Source organism: Nonomuraea sp. MG754425 (assembly GCF_021699195.1).
Taxonomy (GTDB): domain Bacteria; phylum Actinomycetota; class Actinomycetes; order Streptosporangiales; family Streptosporangiaceae; genus Nonomuraea.
In genome coordinates this window covers 76,254-92,823 of the sequence record NZ_SSXE01000009.1, presented here as the reverse complement: position 1 = coordinate 92,823, position 16,570 = coordinate 76,254, and the positions used below count along the sequence as shown (strand labels likewise).

Annotated in this window: 16 protein-coding genes; 2 read left to right on the top strand and 14 right to left on the bottom strand. The window is 71.6% G+C overall.

The window, feature by feature from the left end; all coding sequences use genetic code 11:
* Positions 1-7 precede the first annotated feature (7 nt).
* The 11 genes from FAF44_RS05190 to FAF44_RS05140 all read right to left on the bottom strand — a co-directional run bounded on the left by FAF44_RS05190 (position 8) and on the right by FAF44_RS05140 (position 12,362).
* The gene (locus tag FAF44_RS05190) at positions 8-961 is read right to left on the bottom strand and encodes a CU044_5270 family protein (protein ID WP_237101841.1); all 954 of its coding nucleotides are present in this window, start codon (positions 959-961) and stop codon (positions 8-10) included.
* Positions 958-1,530 (bottom strand): RNA polymerase sigma factor, encoded by a 573-nt coding sequence (locus FAF44_RS05185; RefSeq protein WP_237101840.1) that lies wholly within the window; start codon positions 1,528-1,530, stop codon positions 958-960. Before FAF44_RS05185 ends, FAF44_RS05190 begins: the two co-directional genes overlap by 4 nt.
* A gap of 416 nt (positions 1,531-1,946) precedes the next feature.
* Complete coding sequence (locus tag FAF44_RS05180; RefSeq protein WP_237101839.1) at positions 1,947-3,440, bottom strand: aldehyde dehydrogenase family protein; 1,494 nt, start codon at positions 3,438-3,440, stop codon at positions 1,947-1,949.
* Positions 3,437-4,168 (bottom strand): class II aldolase/adducin family protein, encoded by a 732-nt coding sequence (locus FAF44_RS05175; RefSeq protein WP_237101838.1) that lies wholly within the window; start codon positions 4,166-4,168, stop codon positions 3,437-3,439. The genes FAF44_RS05180 and FAF44_RS05175 overlap by 4 nt, the downstream gene beginning before the upstream one ends.
* A gap of 28 nt (positions 4,169-4,196) precedes the next feature.
* Entirely contained in the window at positions 4,197-5,969 is a 1,773-nt protein-coding gene (locus FAF44_RS05170) for a thiamine pyrophosphate-binding protein (protein WP_237101837.1), read from the bottom strand.
* Positions 5,970-5,979: 10 nt separating this feature from the next.
* Positions 5,980-7,341: an SLC13 family permease gene (locus FAF44_RS05165; RefSeq protein WP_237101836.1), complete on the bottom strand. Its 1,362-nt coding sequence runs from the start codon at positions 7,339-7,341 to the stop codon at positions 5,980-5,982.
* Between the two features lie 247 nt (positions 7,342-7,588).
* A complete protein-coding gene (locus tag FAF44_RS05160) occupies positions 7,589-8,377 on the bottom strand; it encodes an IclR family transcriptional regulator (protein ID WP_237101835.1) in 789 nt (262 codons plus the stop codon).
* Between the two features lie 130 nt (positions 8,378-8,507).
* Positions 8,508-9,782: an FAD-dependent oxidoreductase gene (locus FAF44_RS05155; protein ID WP_237101834.1), complete on the bottom strand. Its 1,275-nt coding sequence runs from the start codon at positions 9,780-9,782 to the stop codon at positions 8,508-8,510.
* Positions 9,773-10,396 (bottom strand): maleylpyruvate isomerase family mycothiol-dependent enzyme, encoded by a 624-nt coding sequence (locus FAF44_RS05150; protein WP_237101833.1) that lies wholly within the window; start codon positions 10,394-10,396, stop codon positions 9,773-9,775. Before FAF44_RS05150 ends, FAF44_RS05155 begins: the two co-directional genes overlap by 10 nt.
* Complete coding sequence (locus tag FAF44_RS05145) at positions 10,393-11,223, bottom strand: fumarylacetoacetate hydrolase family protein (protein ID WP_237101832.1); 831 nt, start codon at positions 11,221-11,223, stop codon at positions 10,393-10,395. Before FAF44_RS05145 ends, FAF44_RS05150 begins: the two co-directional genes overlap by 4 nt.
* Positions 11,223-12,362: a cupin domain-containing protein gene (locus FAF44_RS05140; protein ID WP_237101831.1), complete on the bottom strand. Its 1,140-nt coding sequence runs from the start codon at positions 12,360-12,362 to the stop codon at positions 11,223-11,225. Before FAF44_RS05140 ends, FAF44_RS05145 begins: the two co-directional genes overlap by 1 nt.
* Before the next feature lie 66 nt (positions 12,363-12,428).
* Here FAF44_RS05140 and FAF44_RS05135 point away from each other — a divergent pair, with 66 nt between their 5' ends.
* A complete protein-coding gene (locus FAF44_RS05135) occupies positions 12,429-13,211 on the top strand; it encodes an IclR family transcriptional regulator (protein WP_237101830.1) in 783 nt (260 codons plus the stop codon).
* A 5-nt stretch (positions 13,212-13,216) separates the two neighbouring features.
* Here the strand turns inward: FAF44_RS05135 and FAF44_RS05130 are convergent, their stop codons facing one another.
* Positions 13,217-14,218 (bottom strand): helix-turn-helix domain-containing protein, encoded by a 1,002-nt coding sequence (locus tag FAF44_RS05130; RefSeq protein WP_237101829.1) that lies wholly within the window; start codon positions 14,216-14,218, stop codon positions 13,217-13,219.
* A gap of 195 nt (positions 14,219-14,413) precedes the next feature.
* Complete coding sequence (locus tag FAF44_RS05125; RefSeq protein ID WP_237101828.1) at positions 14,414-14,611, bottom strand: hypothetical protein; 198 nt, start codon at positions 14,609-14,611, stop codon at positions 14,414-14,416.
* 36 nt (positions 14,612-14,647) lie between these two features.
* Between FAF44_RS05125 and FAF44_RS05120 the strand changes: the two genes are divergently transcribed.
* Positions 14,648-16,030, top strand: a complete 1,383-nt coding sequence (locus tag FAF44_RS05120) for a hypothetical protein (protein ID WP_237101827.1) — start codon at positions 14,648-14,650, stop codon at positions 16,028-16,030.
* Positions 16,031-16,037: 7 nt separating this feature from the next.
* Here FAF44_RS05120 and FAF44_RS05115 read toward each other — a convergent pair whose 3' ends face one another.
* Entirely contained in the window at positions 16,038-16,556 is a 519-nt protein-coding gene (locus FAF44_RS05115) for a hypothetical protein (RefSeq protein ID WP_237101826.1), read from the bottom strand.
* Positions 16,557-16,570 lie beyond the last annotated feature (14 nt).

Here is a 16,570-nt window from a genome sequence, read left to right as displayed (position 1 = left end):
GGGGGGTTCAGCCGCGGGTGAAGCCGGGTCGCTCCGGTGCGGGGACCACGGGAGGCAGCGTGTCGGTCCACTCGGAGACCTGGACCGTGGTCGTCCCCTCCTTGAAGATCTTGCCGTCCTTGCCGCTGCGGTAGCTGGAGCCGAGGACGAGCGAGGTCTCGGGGTCGATGATGACCTTCAGGTCCACGCCTTGGTCGGAGATCTCCAGGCCGTCGCCGGCGCGGCCGAGACCGTCCTCCATGGTGCCGATGCTCTTCACGATGGGCATCGTGGCCAGCGCCCGGAAGGCCGCGGCGCGGACCTCCGGGCCGGCCGGCACGTCGCCCAGCAGGCTGACCAGGGAGTTGGCCACGAACCACTCGCGGGCGGCGGGATCCACGTCACCGTCGCCGTGGTCGACCTTGTCGGCGATCCACGCCTGCAGCGCCTCCGGATCGGCCGGCAACCGCTCGATCTGGGCGAAGCTGACCTGGTTGTCGGCCAGGGAGAACGTCTTGGGGCCGGTGGCCTGGTAGACGGTGCCGCCCTCGTCGGACGGCACCCACGCCTGCCCGTCGCGCCTGACCCAGCTTTCGCTGGACTTCGTGGGAAGCGCGTTCTTCCCGGCACGCACGCTGTGGTCGGCCTTGACGTGCCAGTAGGTCCCCGAGTCGGACCTGTTCAGTGCGGTGGAGGCGGCCGCGAGCAAGATCTGCGCGCTGGACAACCGCAGCGGAGCCGCCGACGCGCTGCCCGGCGATCCACTGGGCACCGCCGCAGGCGTCGTGCCGGTGGTGACCACCACGGCCACCGCCGCAGCCGCCGCGACCGCCCCGAGGCTCAACCCTCCCGCCAGCCAACCGAAGCCGCTGCGCCTCGGCCGCGCCTGGGCGTCCAGGAGCCGGCGCCGCCCGTCGCGGACGACGTCCTGCGAAGGGTCGGACTTGCGCAGCATCTCGCTGACCATCTCCAGTTCGTTCATGGTTCGATGTCCTTCAGTTCGGTGCGGAGCTTCTTTCGGGCGCGGCTGAGCCGGGAGCCGACGGTGCCGTACGAGATCCGCAGGCTCTGCGCGATCTCCTCGTGGCTGAGCTGGCCGAGCGCCATCAGCAGCAGCACGTCCCGCTCGCCTCGGGTCAGCTTCATCAGCGCCTTCGCCAGTTGAGGCTGCAGTCGTTGGGCGCTGACCGCGCTGACCACCAGTGACTCGTGGCTGTCGGCGTCCGGTTCGGCCCCCGTGCGGGCCAGGGCCCGGTAGTGCCGGGCCTCCTTGCTGCGGTGCCGCGCCACGAGGTTGGTGGCGATCCCGAACAGCCAGGGCCGCAGGCCGCCCCGCTCGGGATCGAACTTCTCTCTTCTGCTGAGGGCGATGAGGAAGGTCTCGGCGGCCAGGTCGTCGGCGGCCTGTACGTCCAGGCGTCCGGCGATGTACCGGTAGATGTCCAGGAAGTACCGGTCGTAGACGGCCGTGAAGACGGCGGGATCACCACCGGCCCAGGCGTCGAGCTGGGCATCTGCGACGTCCTCGACCGCGCCTGGTCCAGGGGTCATGTGTGGGTCTCCGTCATGCGGGCACCTCTCGGGATCGGCAACACTCACCTGAACTTCCCTCAACCACCCGATCGCTTTCCCACCTGGCACCGTACGGCTGATGCGCTGTCGCTGCTCGCGTGACCCATCACGAGCTGCGCTTGCAGCGTGATCTCGGCCGCCGAAGTCACCGGTAGGGGTCGAGGTGGTCGACGGGTCCGATGAGAGCGGGACCGGCGTAACGCGCGGAAGTCAGGTGGACCCCGGTGGCGCGTTCGGCAAGGGCAAGAGCCCGGGAGACGGGATCCTCAGGAAATCCGCATTGCCTTTCGTCAGGGCGTACCGCGGATCATGGCAGAGAGCACCGACGACTTCGCTCGTGATGCGGCGCGACCTCCCCCACCAAGGTGAGGGAGGTCGTCCATGCGTACGGTGGTCTACCGGCGGATCATGACGTTGATGACCTTCTCCGAGGTGTAGGAGAGCAGCTCCTCAAGACACTCTTCCTTGGCCCCGACGCCCGATGCCTTGACCCCGCCGTACGGCACGTTGGGGTAGTGCGCCGCGGAGCCGTTGATCCAGGTGAAGCCGGCTTCCATCGCCTCGGCCACCCGGAAGGCGCGGTCGAGGTCGTTGGTCCAGACCGCGCCGGTGAGGCCGTAGCGGACGCCGTTGGCGATCCGGATCGCCTCCTGCTCGGTGTGGAACCGGAGCACGGCCAGCACGGGCCCGAAGATCTCCTCCTGGGCGACGCGCGAGGCCGGGGAGACGTCGGCCAGGACCGTCGGCGCCACGAACGCGGCCTGCCCGGATGCCTCCGGTATTCCGCCGCCGCGGACCAGCCTCGCGCCGTCGGCGACGGCGATCCTGACGTGGTCGAGCGTCTTCGACTGAGCCCGTCGGTCGACCATCGTTCCCTGGGTGGTCGAGGGCTCAAGCGGGTCGCCGACGCGGATCTCGTCGACCGCCCGCGCGACCGCGTCGAGGACCTCGTCGTACACGCTGTCGTGGAGCAGCAGCCGCGAGGTCGAGCCGCAGGACTGGCCCGCCCACATGAAGTTCATCCCCGCGACGGCGCTGCGCGCGGCCTCGTCCACCGGGGCGTCGTCGAGGACGATCATCGCGTTCTTGCCGCCCAGTTCCAGCGTGACGTGCTTGACGCCGGACTCGGCCGCCGCCCGCTGGATCGCCCGGCCGGTCGGCTCGGAGCCGATGAATCCGATCCGGCGGACGGCAGGGTGCCGCACGATCCGGTCCGGGACCGCGGGCCCGTCGCCCACCACGATGTTGAGCACACCCGGCGGAAGGAGGTCGCGGACCAGTTCGCCGAGCCGCAGGGTGGACAGCGGCCCCGCCTCGGGCGGCTTGATGACGCACGGGTTCCCGGCGATGAGCGGTGCCGCGACCCGGCAGGCGAACATCAGCGGGTGGTTGAACGGGAAGATCTTCGCCACCACGCCGACCGGCTCACGCACGGTCATGTGCAGGGCTCCCGAGCCCGGGACGGTCTGGCCCTTCATCTCCAGGGCGAGCCCGGCGAACATGCGCATCTGCTCGACGGCGATCCGCACGTCGGCGCGGGCGTTGGTGATGGGGGACCCGACGTCGAGGGTGTCCAGGAGCGCGAGTTCCTCGGCGTGGGCCTCGACGACGTCCGCGATGGCGAGGACGCGGCGGGCGCGCTCCGCGACCGCGGTGGAGCGCCAGCCGGCGCGCGCCCGCTCGGCGGCCTCGACCGCCGCGTCGACGTCGGCCGCCTGCGCGTCCGGGACCGAGGCGAGCACGTCTCCCGTGTAGGGGTCGGAGGTGGCGAACGTCGCTCCGTTGGCGGCGCCGGCCGACCGGCCGTCGATGAGCATGCGGAAGGCTCGCCCGAGCACGCCGTCGATCTCCTGACGACGCTCCTCCCGGGCTCCGGCCGGTGCGGTCATGGGGTGTCGTTCCTCTCCTGCGCGACCTGGCGGCACCACACGTCCCACGCACGACGGGCCTGCGCGCCGACGGACTGGTCGGCGGCCTTGGCCTCGCCAGGGCTCAAGTAGCGCGGGGTGCCCAGCGTCAGCGCCTGAAGCTGGATCCGGGCGTTCACCTCGGTGTACACGGCACGGTAGACCACTTCCATGATCGACGCGCCGGCGGTCACCGAGCCGTGGCCCCGCATCAGTGCGACGGCGCCACTCCCGAGGGCGGTCGCGAGCGACGCGCCGAGCTCCGGCGAGGTGATCAGGAGGTCGCTGGCGTCCCCGGCGTGCTCGCTGATCTCGTAGACCGGCGTGCGCTCCGCCGCGAGGAACCCGGCCATGTGAACCACCGGCCGCAGCGGCGTGTCACTGACGCCGAACGGGATCACCGACGGCGAGTGGCTGTGCACGACGGCCATCACGTCCGGCCGGCGTCGATAGATCTCGGCATGGATGAACCGTTCGAGGTACGGCCTACGGGGATCGTCGCTCTCCCCGTCGAGCCGGTGCACCAGCAGGTCCGACGGCGTCACGGACCCCGGCGCCAGGTTGCGCGACAGGAGGAACGTGTCGGCGTCGGGCGCGGTTCGCGCGCTCACGTGGCCGAACGCGTCCAGCACCCCTTCACGCACCAGGATGTGGTTGGCGGCGACGAGCGCGCCGCGCAGGTCGGCGTCGGTCGGGTGTCGGTCGGTCATTGTTTCCCTCCAGCCTCGTCGGCGGTCCTCAGTGCTCACGGGTGAGTCCGGCGGCCATCGCCGGGGTGTAGCCGGTCTCGACGACCACGTCCACCACGACGGTGGCGCCGGCGCGGACGTCCCGGACGGCGGTGCGCAGCACGTCGGCGAGCCGTGCCCGGTCGGTGATCGGGCCGTGGCCCACGGCGCCCTGGGCGCGGGCGAGCCCGGCCAGGTCCGGAGCCGGGTCCGCGATCCGCTGGCCGACCCACTTGCGGCTCACGTCGCGCCCGCGCACGACGGCGACCTTCTCCTGGTGGACTTCGTCGTTGAAGTACGAGTGGTTGTTCGCGACCACGATGAGGGCGGGCACCTGCTGGTTCACGGCGGTCCAGATGGCCTGGACGCCCATGAGGTAGTCGCCGTCGCCGAGCACGGCGACCGGCAGCCGTCCGCTGTCGCGCAGTGCCAGCGCGGCGCCGACCGTCATGCCCGGTCCGGACCCGATCCCGCCGCCGCCGTCGTAGCCGAGGTAGTCGAGCGGGTGCTCGAAGTCCCAGCTTTCGCCGTCCCATCCCAGGGGCAGGCGGACGAGGGTGGTGTCGACGTCCGCCAGCACCGACTGCAGCGTGGCGCTGAGCTGTGCCAGGTCGATGCGGCCGGGGCCGGCCACCGGCTCGGGTGCCGGGCGCGGGGTCCACGCGGCCGGGGTGCCGGGTGCCAGGTGCGCGAGCAGGCCCGTCACGGCCGCGTCGGGTTCCGCGGGGAGCCAGACGTCGGCCTGGACGCGGCCCTGGTGGTCCTTGCTCCAGCCGTTCGCGAGCAGCGGCTCCAGGGTGGCGGAGACGACGGCGACCGAGTCGGGCACCGCGGCCTGCGCCAGCGTCCCGGCGAGGTCGATCCACCCCAGGGCGAGGACCGCGTCGGCGCCGCGCAGGGCCGCACGAGCGTGCTCGCCGAGGAAGAACCCGGGTCCGGGGACGTGGGCCGGGTGGCTGGTCGGGAAGGTGGAGCCCGCCTTCAGGTCGGTGATGACGCGGGCGCCGAGCGCCTCCGCCAGCCTGATCCGGTCCGCCCAGGCGCTCTCGTCGCGCCGGCCGGGGCCGAGGAGCACGACGGGCGAGGCGGCGTCCGCCAGGATGGCGGCGGCCCGCGCCACCGACTCGGCCGAGGCGGTCGGCTGGTCGGCGGCGCGACCCTCGCTGATCCTGGGCAGTGCGGGCCGGTCGGTGAGCTGCTGCTCCTGGACGGCGCTGTCCAGGACGACGTACGTGGGTGCGGTCGGCGCCGTGCGCGTGATGTCCCATGCGCGGGCGAGGGATTCCAGCGACGCGGCGACCGACGTCGGGGTGTCGTCCCACTTGACGAAGTTGCGCACGAGCGCCGGTTGGTCGGCGGCCGTGTGGATCCAGTCGATCCAGGGCCGGCGCTTCGCGGCGTCGAGCGGCCCGGTGGCGCCGACGACGAGCATCGGGACGCGGTCGCACCATGCGTTGTAGAGCGCCATGGTGGCGTGCATGAGGCCGACGTTGCTGTGCAGGGCGACGGCCATCGGCTCGCCCGTCACCTTGGCCCAGCCGTGCGCGATGGCCACGGCGTGCTCCTCGTGCAGGCAGAGCAGCATCTGCGGGCCGGCGTCGCCGGCGTAGTTGACGAGACTGTCGTGGAGACCGCGGAAGCTGGCGCCCGGGTTCAGCGCGATGAACCTGATGCCCGCGCGCTGCAGCAGGTCGACCAGGGCGTCGCTGCCCCACTGGGGAATGCGGTCGGTCAGGGGCTCGGCGGGCGGGCCGGCGTCCGCGCGCGCATCGTTGGTGGTCACCGATTACCTTTCAGAACAGTCCGGGCAGGACGAAGGCCATGGTCAGGATCGGCGCGGTCAGCACCATGAGCGCGCCCCACGACAGGAAGCCGCGGTAGGTGTGGTCGCGGTCCTCGGGGTCGGCGTTGGACAGCACGACCGCGCCGATCGTCGAGAAGGGCGTCGAGTCGACGACCGTGGCGCTGATCGCGACCGCGATCGCCATTCCGGTCACCGAGATCTGGCCGCTGAGCAGGAAGGGCATCGCGAGCGGGATGAGCACGGCGATGATGCCGGCGCTCGACGCGAAGGCCGAGACCACCGCGCCGATCAGGCAGATGAGGAACGCGGTGGCGAGCGGCGAGCCGAGGCTGTTGGCGGCGTCGCCGACGAACTTGATCGTGCCGATCTCGTTGAGCAGCCCGACGTAGGTCACGACGCCGCAGATGAGGAGGACGACGTCCCAGGCGATCCGCTTCGCTGCGCCCGCCGAGCTCTTCGGCGCGACCGCGACGAGGACCACCGCCGCGGACAGCGCCAGGATGCCGAGGTCGACCTTGCCGACCATGGCGATCACACCGACGACCAGGATGATGGCGAGGGTCACGCCCTTGATCCGGTCGAAGCCCAGGGGCTGCGTGTCGGACGTGGCCGCCGCCGGCGTCCCGGACCCCGCGGACGACGTCTGCGCGACCCGGCCCGAGGCCCCGCCCTGGCCGTCGCGCCCGGCGGCGACACCGGCGGTGACCGGTTCGAGCGCCGTGACCGGGAGGGTGACGCGCTCGGCACGCCACAGCTTCAGGCCGCCGAAGAAGCAGTAGATGACGACGCCGAGCAGCACGTTGTAGCCGATGTTGGCGGCGAACAGCGCCATGGGGTTGGGCACGAGCCCGGCCCGCTCAAGGGTGGAGTTGACGGTGGCGCCGAGCAGGTTGACGGGCGAGAAGTTGCCGCAGCATGCGCCGTGCAGGATCATCAGGCCCGCCAGCCGCGGGCTGATCCCGTGCTTCTTGGCGAGCCGCATCCCGATCGGGGCGACCAGCCCGACGACCACCGGCGCGAGCGCGCCCAGGCTGGTGACGACCCCGGCGACGAAGAACAGCAGCCACGGCATCACCGACGCCCGGCCGCGTACGGACCGGCTGAGGACGTCGACGACCCACTCGATCGTGCCGTTGACGGCCGCTATGCCGAACAGGAACGTCACCCCGACCAGCAGCACGAACAGGTCCGCGGGGAACGCGGCGTACAACTCCTCGATGCCCCCCTCGGTGACGAGCAGGACCATGGCCCCGCCGCCGACGAGGGCGATGGCGCCAAGGTTGATGCCTCGTAGTGCGCCAAGGAGGAACGCGAGTGCGAGCACTCCGATGGCGAGCAGATGGACTTCCATGACATGAATCCGTTCATCACGGCTGGTTAGGGATTCCAGCCCTCGGGACTTCACCCCCCGACGACCGGGCCGCTCCCGCGGCATGAGCCCTGCAGATGCCTCGCGGCCGGCGGTACCTGGCCCGGTCACTGGACTGTAGGCGGCGTCACAGTCTGCTGTCGATACTCCGCGTTCTGCACAGCAGAAAGTTTCAGACAGATTTCGGGCACGGCACACCCCCGCCGAGCGAGTCCACCGGCGGAAACGGTCAGTGCGAACCCGGCTGGCCGCGTCCGGTCAGGCGGGCAGCGGCGGCGTGCAGCAACCGGACGTGAGCCTTCTCGAGGGTCGAGTTCCACCGGGAGTCCGGCGCGGCGATGCTCAGCCCGCCCACCAGGTCGCCGCCCGGGTCGACGACCGCGACGCCGACCGAGCAGACGCCCCGCTCCACCTCGCCGCGGTTGCGCGCGTAGCCGCGACGTCGTGTCCTGGCCAGCTCACGCAGGAGGGCCTCGTGCTCCGCGACGTCCTGGCCGCTGAGCTCCTGGGCGGGAGCGCCGTAGCGGGCGGTCACCCACTCGTCGCTCTCCGCCGCGAGCATCGCGCGGCCGATGCTGGTGCCGCGGGCGGGCATGGTCCGGCCCAGCCGGCCGCTGACCCTGAGCGCCCGGGTGCTCTCCACGACGTCGATGTAGCGCACGTCGGTCCCGTCGAGAACGCCGAAGTGCGCGGTCTCCCCGCTCTCCTTCGCCAGGAGCGCGAGGGTCGGGCGGATCTCCCTGGCGACGTCGAAGCGCACGCCGGTGTCGCGACGCAGGTCGAGGAGGAAGGGTCCGGCACGGTAGCCGCGCGTGCGCGGATCCTGGACCGCGAACCCGCGATACACGAACATCGCGAGCAGACGATGGGCGGTGGACTGGCCGACATCGAGCCGAGCCCTGACCTCCGAGAGCTTCACCTCGGGGCTCTCGGCGAGCATCTGGATCAGGCTGAGCGCGCGGTCCACCGATGCGATGGGATACGGCGGTGCGGGCCGTTCCCTGTCCGCTCCCGTCATGTGGACGAAGGCTACCGGCCCGGCGAGCAGGGGCGCAACGACCGCCCACCGCACCGCCCCCGGCCCGCCGGGGGACGCGGACCGGCTGTCACGACGGCGGCCCGCCCGGCGTCCCCCGGCCGGACGGCCGTCAGCTCTCCACCAGTTCCACGGAGGACAGCGGAACCACCGGGTACATCGGCGGCTCCTCCTCCGGGACGAGCGCGGTCGCCCCGTAGACCCAGTCGGTGAAGGTGTAGTCGCGCGTCTCGCGGGCCCGCAGAATCGTGTTGCGCCGCAGCCGCTGCGCACCGTCGAGGTGCCACAGGTCGCCCCAGGCGCGCGCGGTGAGCACCACCCGGCGGCAGTGCTCCGGCCGCACGGCCTCGTACGCCGCCAGCGCGGCGGCCCAGTCGACCCGGCCGTCCTCGCCCCGCCGCCGGGCGACGTGCTCGGCGAGCACCCATCCGTCCTCGATCGCCATGACCGCACCCTGCGCCATGTACTGCAGCGGCGGGTGCGCCGCGTCGCCGAGCAGCGCGATCCGGCCGTGGACCCACGTCATGATCGGGTCCCGGTCGTACATCCGCCACCAGCGGTCACGCCACATCAGCGGGATCCCCGCCCGCACCTCGGGCGAGGTGGCCGCGAACGCGGCGTCCAGCTCGTCCGGGGTGCCCCAGTCCGCCTCGCCGGCCAGCGCCTTCGGCGAGCGGAAGACCGCGACCTGATTGAGCATCTCGCCGCCGCGCAGCCCGTAGCGCACGAAGTGGCAGCCCGGTCCGACGTACACCACGACCTCGGACAGGTCGACGTCGCGCCGGACCTGGCCCATCGGCACCGCGGCGCGGTAGGCGACGTACGCCGAGCTGACCGGCTCGTCATCGACGAGCAGCCCGCGCGCGACCGAGTGCAGGCCGTCGGCCGCGACCACGACCGGCGCCGCCATGACGCGGCCGTCGGCCAGCTCCACCCGTGCGCCCCGCTCCCCCTGGGTCGTATTGGCGTACCCCACGACCCGATGGTCGGTCAGCAACTCCACGCCGGCCCGCCGGCAGGCGCGCAGGAACAGCCCGTGCAGGTCGCTGCGGTGGATCACCATGTACGGGAAACCGTACGTGCGCTCGAGGTCGGTCAGGTCGAGCCGGGTCAGCTCGCTGCCGTCCACGGCGTCCCGCATCACCATGCCGGTCGGCAGGAGGCCGAGCGACTTCGCCTCGTCGAGCAGCCCGTACTCGTCCAGGATCCGCGTGCAGTTGGGCGCGATCTGGATGCCCGCGCCGACCTCGCCGAACTCCTTGGCCTGCTCCAGCACGCGAACCCGGAGCCCCTTGCGGGCCAGGGCGTAGGCTGTGCTCAGCCCGCCGATGCCGCCGCCGACGATCAGGACGTCGATGCTCCCGTCCACGCCGGCGCTCACAGCCACGCGCCCAGGTCGGGTGCGCCGACCAGCCGGTGCGGGCGTCCGGTCAGCCAGGCGGCGCGTTCGGCCAGGGGACCCTCGACGGCCGGCACGTCGCCCCGCTTGGCGGCGACCTCGACGCACAGCGCCTCCAGGAAGTCGGCCGGCAGGTCGGCGAAAGCGACGCCGAGGCCGAGATCGACGGTGTGCACACAGACCTCACGGGCCCGCAGCCACGGCACCTCGGTCGCCGGCACGGTACGGCCCTGCGCGGTGACGACCTCGGCCGACCACTGCTCGCCGGTCAGCGCCGCCGACGCGCCGGCCAGCGCGGTCGCGGAGCGACGCAGCCAGGCGTCCAGCTCGCCGGCCGGCATGCGCAGCCCGCGCTCGATCCCGGCGGCCCGCTCCTCGGGAGTGGCGTACATCGGCGTGCGCTCGCCGGTGGCCGCCCAGCGTACGAGGTTGCCGAGCGCGTCGGCGTTGGCCGCGACATGGGCGACCACGTGCTTGCGGGTCCAGCCCGGCAGCAGGCTGGGCTCCTGCCGGGCCGCCTGGTCCAGACCGGCCACGGCGTCGAGGAACATCTCGGTGCCGTCGTCCGCCCAGCGGAGGGCGTCGTCGAAACTCCGGGTCACTCCTTCACCACCTTGTTGACGCAGGCCCCGACGCCCTCGACCTCCGTCACGACCGTCTCGCCTCCGGCGAGGTACACCTTCGGGTCGCGGGCGTGGCCGACGCCGGCGGGGGTGCCGGTGGCGATCAGGTCCCCGGGGTTGAGCCGCACGACGGTGGAAACGTATCGCACCAGGTGGACGGGGTCGAAGAGCAGCGTTCCCGTGTCGTCCTCCTGCATGACCCGGCCGTCGACGGTGGTCCGCACGGTCAGCGCCGGACGCACGCCCCCGGGGAGTTCGTCGGGGGTCACGACGTACGGGCCCACCGGTGTGGACGAGTCCCAGATCTTGCCCTGGGTCCACTCGATGGTGCGGAACTGCCAGTCGCGTACCGACACGTCGTTCATGACCGTGAAGCCGGCGATCGCCGCGGCGGCCTCCTCCTCGCCGGCGCGGCGCACGGGCCTGCCGATCACCACGGCCAGCTCGACCTCCCAGTCGAGCGCGTCGCTCTCCCGGGGCTTGACGATGTCGTCCTGCGCGCCGATCAGGGTGTCGGCGAACTTGGGGAACAGCGTCGGGTAGGCCGGCAGCTCGCGGCCCATCTCCTTGATGTGGTTGGTGTAGTTGTGGCCGACGCAGATCACCTTCGACGGACGCGGCACCACGGGCGCGAAGTCCGCGCCGCCGACGTCATACGCGGGACCGCTCGCGGCCGCGGCGGCCCGCGCCCAGTCCGCGCGTCCCAGGAAGGCGCCGACGTCCTCGGCACCGAGGTCGACGAGCCTGCCGTCCTCCAGTTTCACGGCGCGCGTGCCCTCGGGCGTGCGAATGGTGGCGAGCTTCATCAGGCGTCTTCCTTCCGGGTCCGGTGGAGCTGAAGCGCCTCGAAGACGGGCGCGTCGGAGAAGCGGAAGAGGTCCAGCCCGCCGGAGTCGGAGTCGGTGGAACCCGCCTCCGACCGCGCGGAGAACGACTCCCAGGACGGCACCACGAAGAGGTCGCCGCGGGTCACCGACCAGCTCGTGTCGCCGACGGTGACCGTCCCGGAGCCGTCGAAGACCTGGTACACGCTCGAACCGGTCTCCCGGACCGGGGCGGTCTCGGCGCCACGGACGAGGCGATGCATCTCCGCGCGAACGGTGGGAAGCACGTCGGCGCCGGTCGCCGGGTTGGCGAAGCGAACCGCGGCGTGCCCCGGCTCGACCGTCCCGCCGTACCCCTCGGCCTCGACGGCGAGCTGGTCGGCGAGCGCGCGGTCGGTGAACTCCCACTTGTAGGCGAACAGCGGTGAGCCCGGCGGGAGCGACGTCGCCGAGAGCGGCCGGAGGCCGGGGTGGCCCCAGAGACGCTCGGAACGGCTCCGCTGCGGGGTGGTGCGCTCCGCGGCGGAGAGCTCGTCACGACCGAACTCGAAAAACTGCGCCTCGGTGACGTACTGGAACGGGATGTCCAGGCCGTCGAGCCAGGCCATGGGCTCCTTGCTGGTGTTGTGGTGGGCATGCCAGTTCCAGCCGGCCTGCGGCAGGAAGTCGCCCCGGTTCATCGGCACGGGATCACCGTCGACCACCGTCCACACGCCCGAGCCCTCGACCACGAAGCGGAAGGCGTGCTGGGTGTGGCGGTGCTCCGGGGCGTCCTCACCGGGCATCAGGTACTGGATCGCGGCCCACAAGGTCGGCGTGGCGAACGGCCGTCCCCCCAGGGACGGGTTCGCCAGGGCGATCGCACGGCGTTCACCGCCACGACCGACCGGCACGATCTCACCGGCCCGGGCCGCGAGTTCGAGCAGGCTGTCCCAGCGCCACAGGTGCGGCACCGCCCGTGAGCGCGGGTGGGCCGGCATCAGGTCGCCGATCTCCGTCCACAACGGCACCAGCAGCTCCTGCTCGAAACCGCGGTAGAGCTCTTCCAGGGCGGGTGTGACGTCGGGCTGATCGGGGGCCGAGACGGCCTGCAGCCGGACCGGTGTCTGTGTCGTGCTCATGTGTGAGAGAGTGCTCGACATACCTCTACCAGAACACCACATTCTTCTCTGCAGAACGGAGGTCCGGTGGACAAGCCCCTGAAGACACCACCGGCGTACGCCGTCGCCAGCGTCGACCACGCCCTGCGGATCGCGACGATGCTGCAGCTCGAAGGCGCCCTGACGGTCTCCGAGGCGGCCGACCGGCTCGGCGTGGCGCGATCGACGGCACACCGGCTGCTCCAGATGCTCGTCTACCGCGACTTCGCCATGCAGGACGAGCGGCACCGCTACCACGCCGGCCCTGTGCTCCAACTGGCCGAGCACTCGCGCTCGCACACCTCACAACTGCGCACGACCGCCCTGCCGCACCTGCGCCGCCTGGTCGACGCCGTGAAGGAGTCCGCCAACCTCACCATCCGCACCGGCGACACGGCCCGGTTCATCGTCAGCGTGGAGTGCGACCAGGCGCTACGCGTCGGCAACCGCGAAGGCATGGTCTTCCCCGCGCACCAGACCACGGCGGGCCTGCTGCTGCTCGCCGAACTCAGCGCCGGCGAACTCGAGGCCGTCTACGCCCCCGACCGCTACGCCGAGCAGCCGTCCGCCCACCCCGACCTGACCCGGCTCAAAGGCGAACTCACCCGCATCCGGCGAGCCGGGTTCGTGGTCAACCACGGCCGTTCCGAGCACGGCGTCGTCGCCGTCGGCGTCCCCGTGCGCAACGACCAGGGCGTCGCGGTGGCGGGCCTGTCCGTCTCGATGCCCAGCGTCCGCTACGAACGCACCGAACTGCCCGCGCTCGTGGCGACCCTCCAGACCGCTGCCCGCCGCCTGGAGGGAGACCTGGCACTGGCCACGGCCAAGTGACGCACTCAAGCGCGGTGATCGCGCTCGCCCACGGTCGCCTCGAGAAGTTGCGAACCGAGGCCAGGAGCCACGGCGAACGCCTGCTGCCGATGCTCGCGCGGGCTCATGTCGTAGGCGGCACGGAATGCGCGGCTGAATTCGGCGGTGGTCTTGAAGCCCCAGCGCACCGCGATCTCGCCGATCGGCCGGTCTCTCAGGCGCACGTCGGCGAGGTCGGTGTGGCAGCGTTCGAGCCGGCGTCGCCGGATGGTGGCGCTGACGGTCTCCGGCCGCTGCTGGAAGAGTACGTGCAGCGTGCGTACGGAGATGTGGTGGTGTGCGGCGATGGCGACCGGTCCCAGGCCGGGGTCACCGAGGTGCTGGTCGATGAAGGCGTCGACGCGTGCGGCGAGCACGCGGTGCTGGCTCTCGCCCGGCAGGTGGCGCTCAGCGTCGAGGTGGCCGGCGAGGAACGCGGCGGCCAGGTCTAAACCGATGGTGCCCAGGCGGGGCAGCTCGGCCGGATGGCAGCCGGTGGCCTGCTCACGAACCCCGGTGAGATAGCGGGCCAGAATCGCTCCCATGCCGGTCCTGGCAGTCAGTTTGCGTGCCAGCAACCGGTCCACCTTGCCTGGCGGCAGCGGCAGCGCCTGCTTCGGCATGAACATCAACGTCAGCCGGGTCAGCTCGCCGGCGTCGACGAACTCGGTGGCGAGCGGGTGCGAGGTGTCGAACAACGCGAAGTCGCCGGCCTCCAGCACGGAGTCGTTGTGTGCCTGCTCCAGCCGGACGGGACTGTTGTGGACCAGGAAGAGCCAGTACCCGTCGGGGTCGTGGCGCCGGACGTGGGCTGGTGTGCGCCGGGCTTTGAGCGGTGACATCGTGAACTCGGCCACCCGTGCGGCGGCCAGGTCAACCGAATACGCCAGGCCGCGGAAGTCATCGGCGTGCTCGGTGGACAGTGCGATCGGCACGATCTCGTGCGCGGACAGGTGCGCCCACCATGCGAGGCGGTCCTGCCTGGGCACCAGATCAGTGGACGCAGAAGCCACGGAACCGCGTCCAGTCGCGCGATGAATCCACGAAGTGGCGTACGAGTGATCGCACTCCGTCTCCACATCCTCCAGCCCGGACGCGGGGTGGACGGCGGCGACGCCACTCCCCCGTCTCGGCCGCACGCCCTCCACATCCCTCGGAAAGAGCTTTGGCACGATATGAACCTTTCATCCCCATGACGTGGCGATCTGAAGAACCGGATCGTGCCGAAGCGGCAGGCGTTCCGGCGACTGGGCGCGGCGGTCCAAGGAGCCGCTGCCGGTCCTGAGGCTGGCAGGTTCGGTGATTGTCCGTAACAGTTCGACATGAAATAGCTGATTAAGTCCGGACAATACGTTGTCCTCGGACAACCATTTCTGCTGCACTGATCAACGGTTCGAGCGCGAAGAGAGGCTACTGCGGTGACCGGCAGAGTGGGTAGACCTCAGGGTCGGGCGAGAGGCAGCACCGAGCAGGCGAACGCGCTGGCGGAGTTCCTGCTGACGCTGACCGACGGAACGACCGTCCGCGAGCTCGCCGCCCGCTACCCCGTCGGGAAGACGCTGTGGGGCGAGTACCGGTCCGGCGAGAAGCTCGTTCCGCTCGACCTGCTCACCCGGCTGGTGGAGGACCACACCTCGGACGAGCGCGCACGCCGGCAACGGCTGGAGACCGCCGTACGACTGCACTCCGCGGCTCTTGACGCGGCGATGAGAGCACCCGTTCCAAGGACGATCCCCACCACCGCGCCCCCGCCGGCCCCAGACGAGGAGACGATCTCCGCGTCTCCCGGCGATGTCCCGTCCACGACGGACGCGGAAGCGCGCCAAGCACCCATGAACCGACGCCGGCGCAGCCGCCCGCTGATGTTCGCCGGTGGCGGCCTCGTACTCGTCGCCTTCGCGCTGCTCGTACCACTGGCCTGGCCGGGTCCGGCGAGTGCGCCGTCCGCGCACGGCGCAGGTGCGCCACTCGCGGAAGGCAGCGTGTTCGCCACCGGACCGGGCGGCCAGGGCGTCTTCCAGTGGGACGGCACGGACCCGGCCGGGTGGACCAAGGTCGGCGAGAGCGCCACACACCTCTGGTCCGGGCCCGCGGGCCTGTTCGCCGCCGGGGCGGACAACCGGCTCCACAAGTACGGTGGACGTCCCGGCCGCTGGTCGGTCATCGGCGATGCGGGCCACGACGTCGCGGTCAGCGGCTCCGGTGTCTACCGCCTGGATGCGGACCGCAAGGCCGTCCGCGTGTGGGACGGGTACGGCACGTCATGGACTCAGGTAGGCGGTCCCGCCGCACGCTTGTACGGCGGCGAGCCCGGCCTGTTCGCGACCGATCCGAACGACGGCCGGATCTTCCGCTACCTGGGTCGGCCCGGCTCCTGGGAATTCGTCGGCACCGCCGGAGCCTCGTTCGCGCTCACCGGCGGCGACCTGTACGGACTCACCCCCGAACGCACAGCCGTCAACCGCTGGGCGCCCGGACGACAACCGGCGGCCGTGCTGCCCTGGGTCCAGGCGGCGGGGCCGGCCGGCGCTCTGTACGGCGGCGCCTCGGGGCTCTACTCCACCGATCCGACGGGTAAGAGGCTACGCGTCCTCGCACCCGGGCCGGAGAACCCGGACTCTGTCCGGGAATGGCAGGACATCGGCGCGGCGGGCGCGGACATCGGAGTGGGCCGGCGAGGGGTGTACGTGCTGACCGCCGACCGCTCGGCGATCGTCCGCTGGTCCCGGGACACGGCTGCCTGGCGCCGCATCGGCGGTCCGGCCCAGTCTCTGACGGTAGCCGTGCCACCTGGACGTTGAGCCGCCGCTACCGGTCGGCGAGGTCGCGGTAGGTGTCTCTGACGACCAGGAGACGGTCGCGGCGGAAACGGGCCGGCTCGGCATCGCGTACCTCCTGCCCGCGCGCCGACCAGAAGGCGGCGGCGGGGACGTCGTCCTGCCCCTCGGGGATGAACTTCAGCACTTCCTCCACGGCCGCGCGGGCCATGGAGAGCGTGCGGCGCGCGTTGCGCGGCTCCTCGGGAACGTTGCCGGCGGTGAAGTCGGACAGCCACATCCACTCCCCCGCGTCGAGCAGTTGGGACGGTTCCGGACCGCCGAAGGTCGGCCATTCACGCGGCATCGACTCGCGCCGGGGCAGCGCGAAGGAGTACTCCCGCGTCGTCTCGCAGCCTTCGCAGACCCCCGAGTAGCACTTGACCAGCGATCCTTCGATGCTCACGACGCCGCTGTCCCACTCGGTCGCCACCGAGCCGCACTCGCACGGATGCAGGTCGAGGTACACGAGAGCTTCATCGCGGGTGCGGGCGACCGGCCGATCCGTCATGCGTGCAACTTACA

Bases quoted from the DNA above. Each gene is read 5' to 3' on its own strand.
- FAF44_RS05190 (WP_237101841.1), bottom strand. From the start codon at position 961: ATGAACGAACTGGAGATGGTCAGCGAGATGCTGCGCAAGTCCGACCCT.
- FAF44_RS05185 (WP_237101840.1), bottom strand. From the start codon at position 1,530: ATGACCCCTGGACCAGGCGCGGTCGAGGACGTCGCAGATGCCCAGCTC.
- FAF44_RS05180 (WP_237101839.1), bottom strand. From the start codon at position 3,440: ATGACCGCACCGGCCGGAGCCCGGGAGGAGCGTCGTCAGGAGATCGAC.
- FAF44_RS05175 (WP_237101838.1), bottom strand. From the start codon at position 4,168: ATGACCGACCGACACCCGACCGACGCCGACCTGCGCGGCGCGCTCGTC.
- FAF44_RS05165 (WP_237101836.1), bottom strand. From the start codon at position 7,341: ATGGAAGTCCATCTGCTCGCCATCGGAGTGCTCGCACTCGCGTTCCTC.
- FAF44_RS05160 (WP_237101835.1), bottom strand. From the start codon at position 8,377: ATGACGGGAGCGGACAGGGAACGGCCCGCACCGCCGTATCCCATCGCA.
- FAF44_RS05145 (WP_237101832.1), bottom strand. From the start codon at position 11,223: ATGAAGCTCGCCACCATTCGCACGCCCGAGGGCACGCGCGCCGTGAAA.
- FAF44_RS05140 (WP_237101831.1), bottom strand. From the start codon at position 12,362: ATGAGCACGACACAGACACCGGTCCGGCTGCAGGCCGTCTCGGCCCCC.
- FAF44_RS05115 (WP_237101826.1), bottom strand. From the start codon at position 16,556: ATGACGGATCGGCCGGTCGCCCGCACCCGCGATGAAGCTCTCGTGTAC.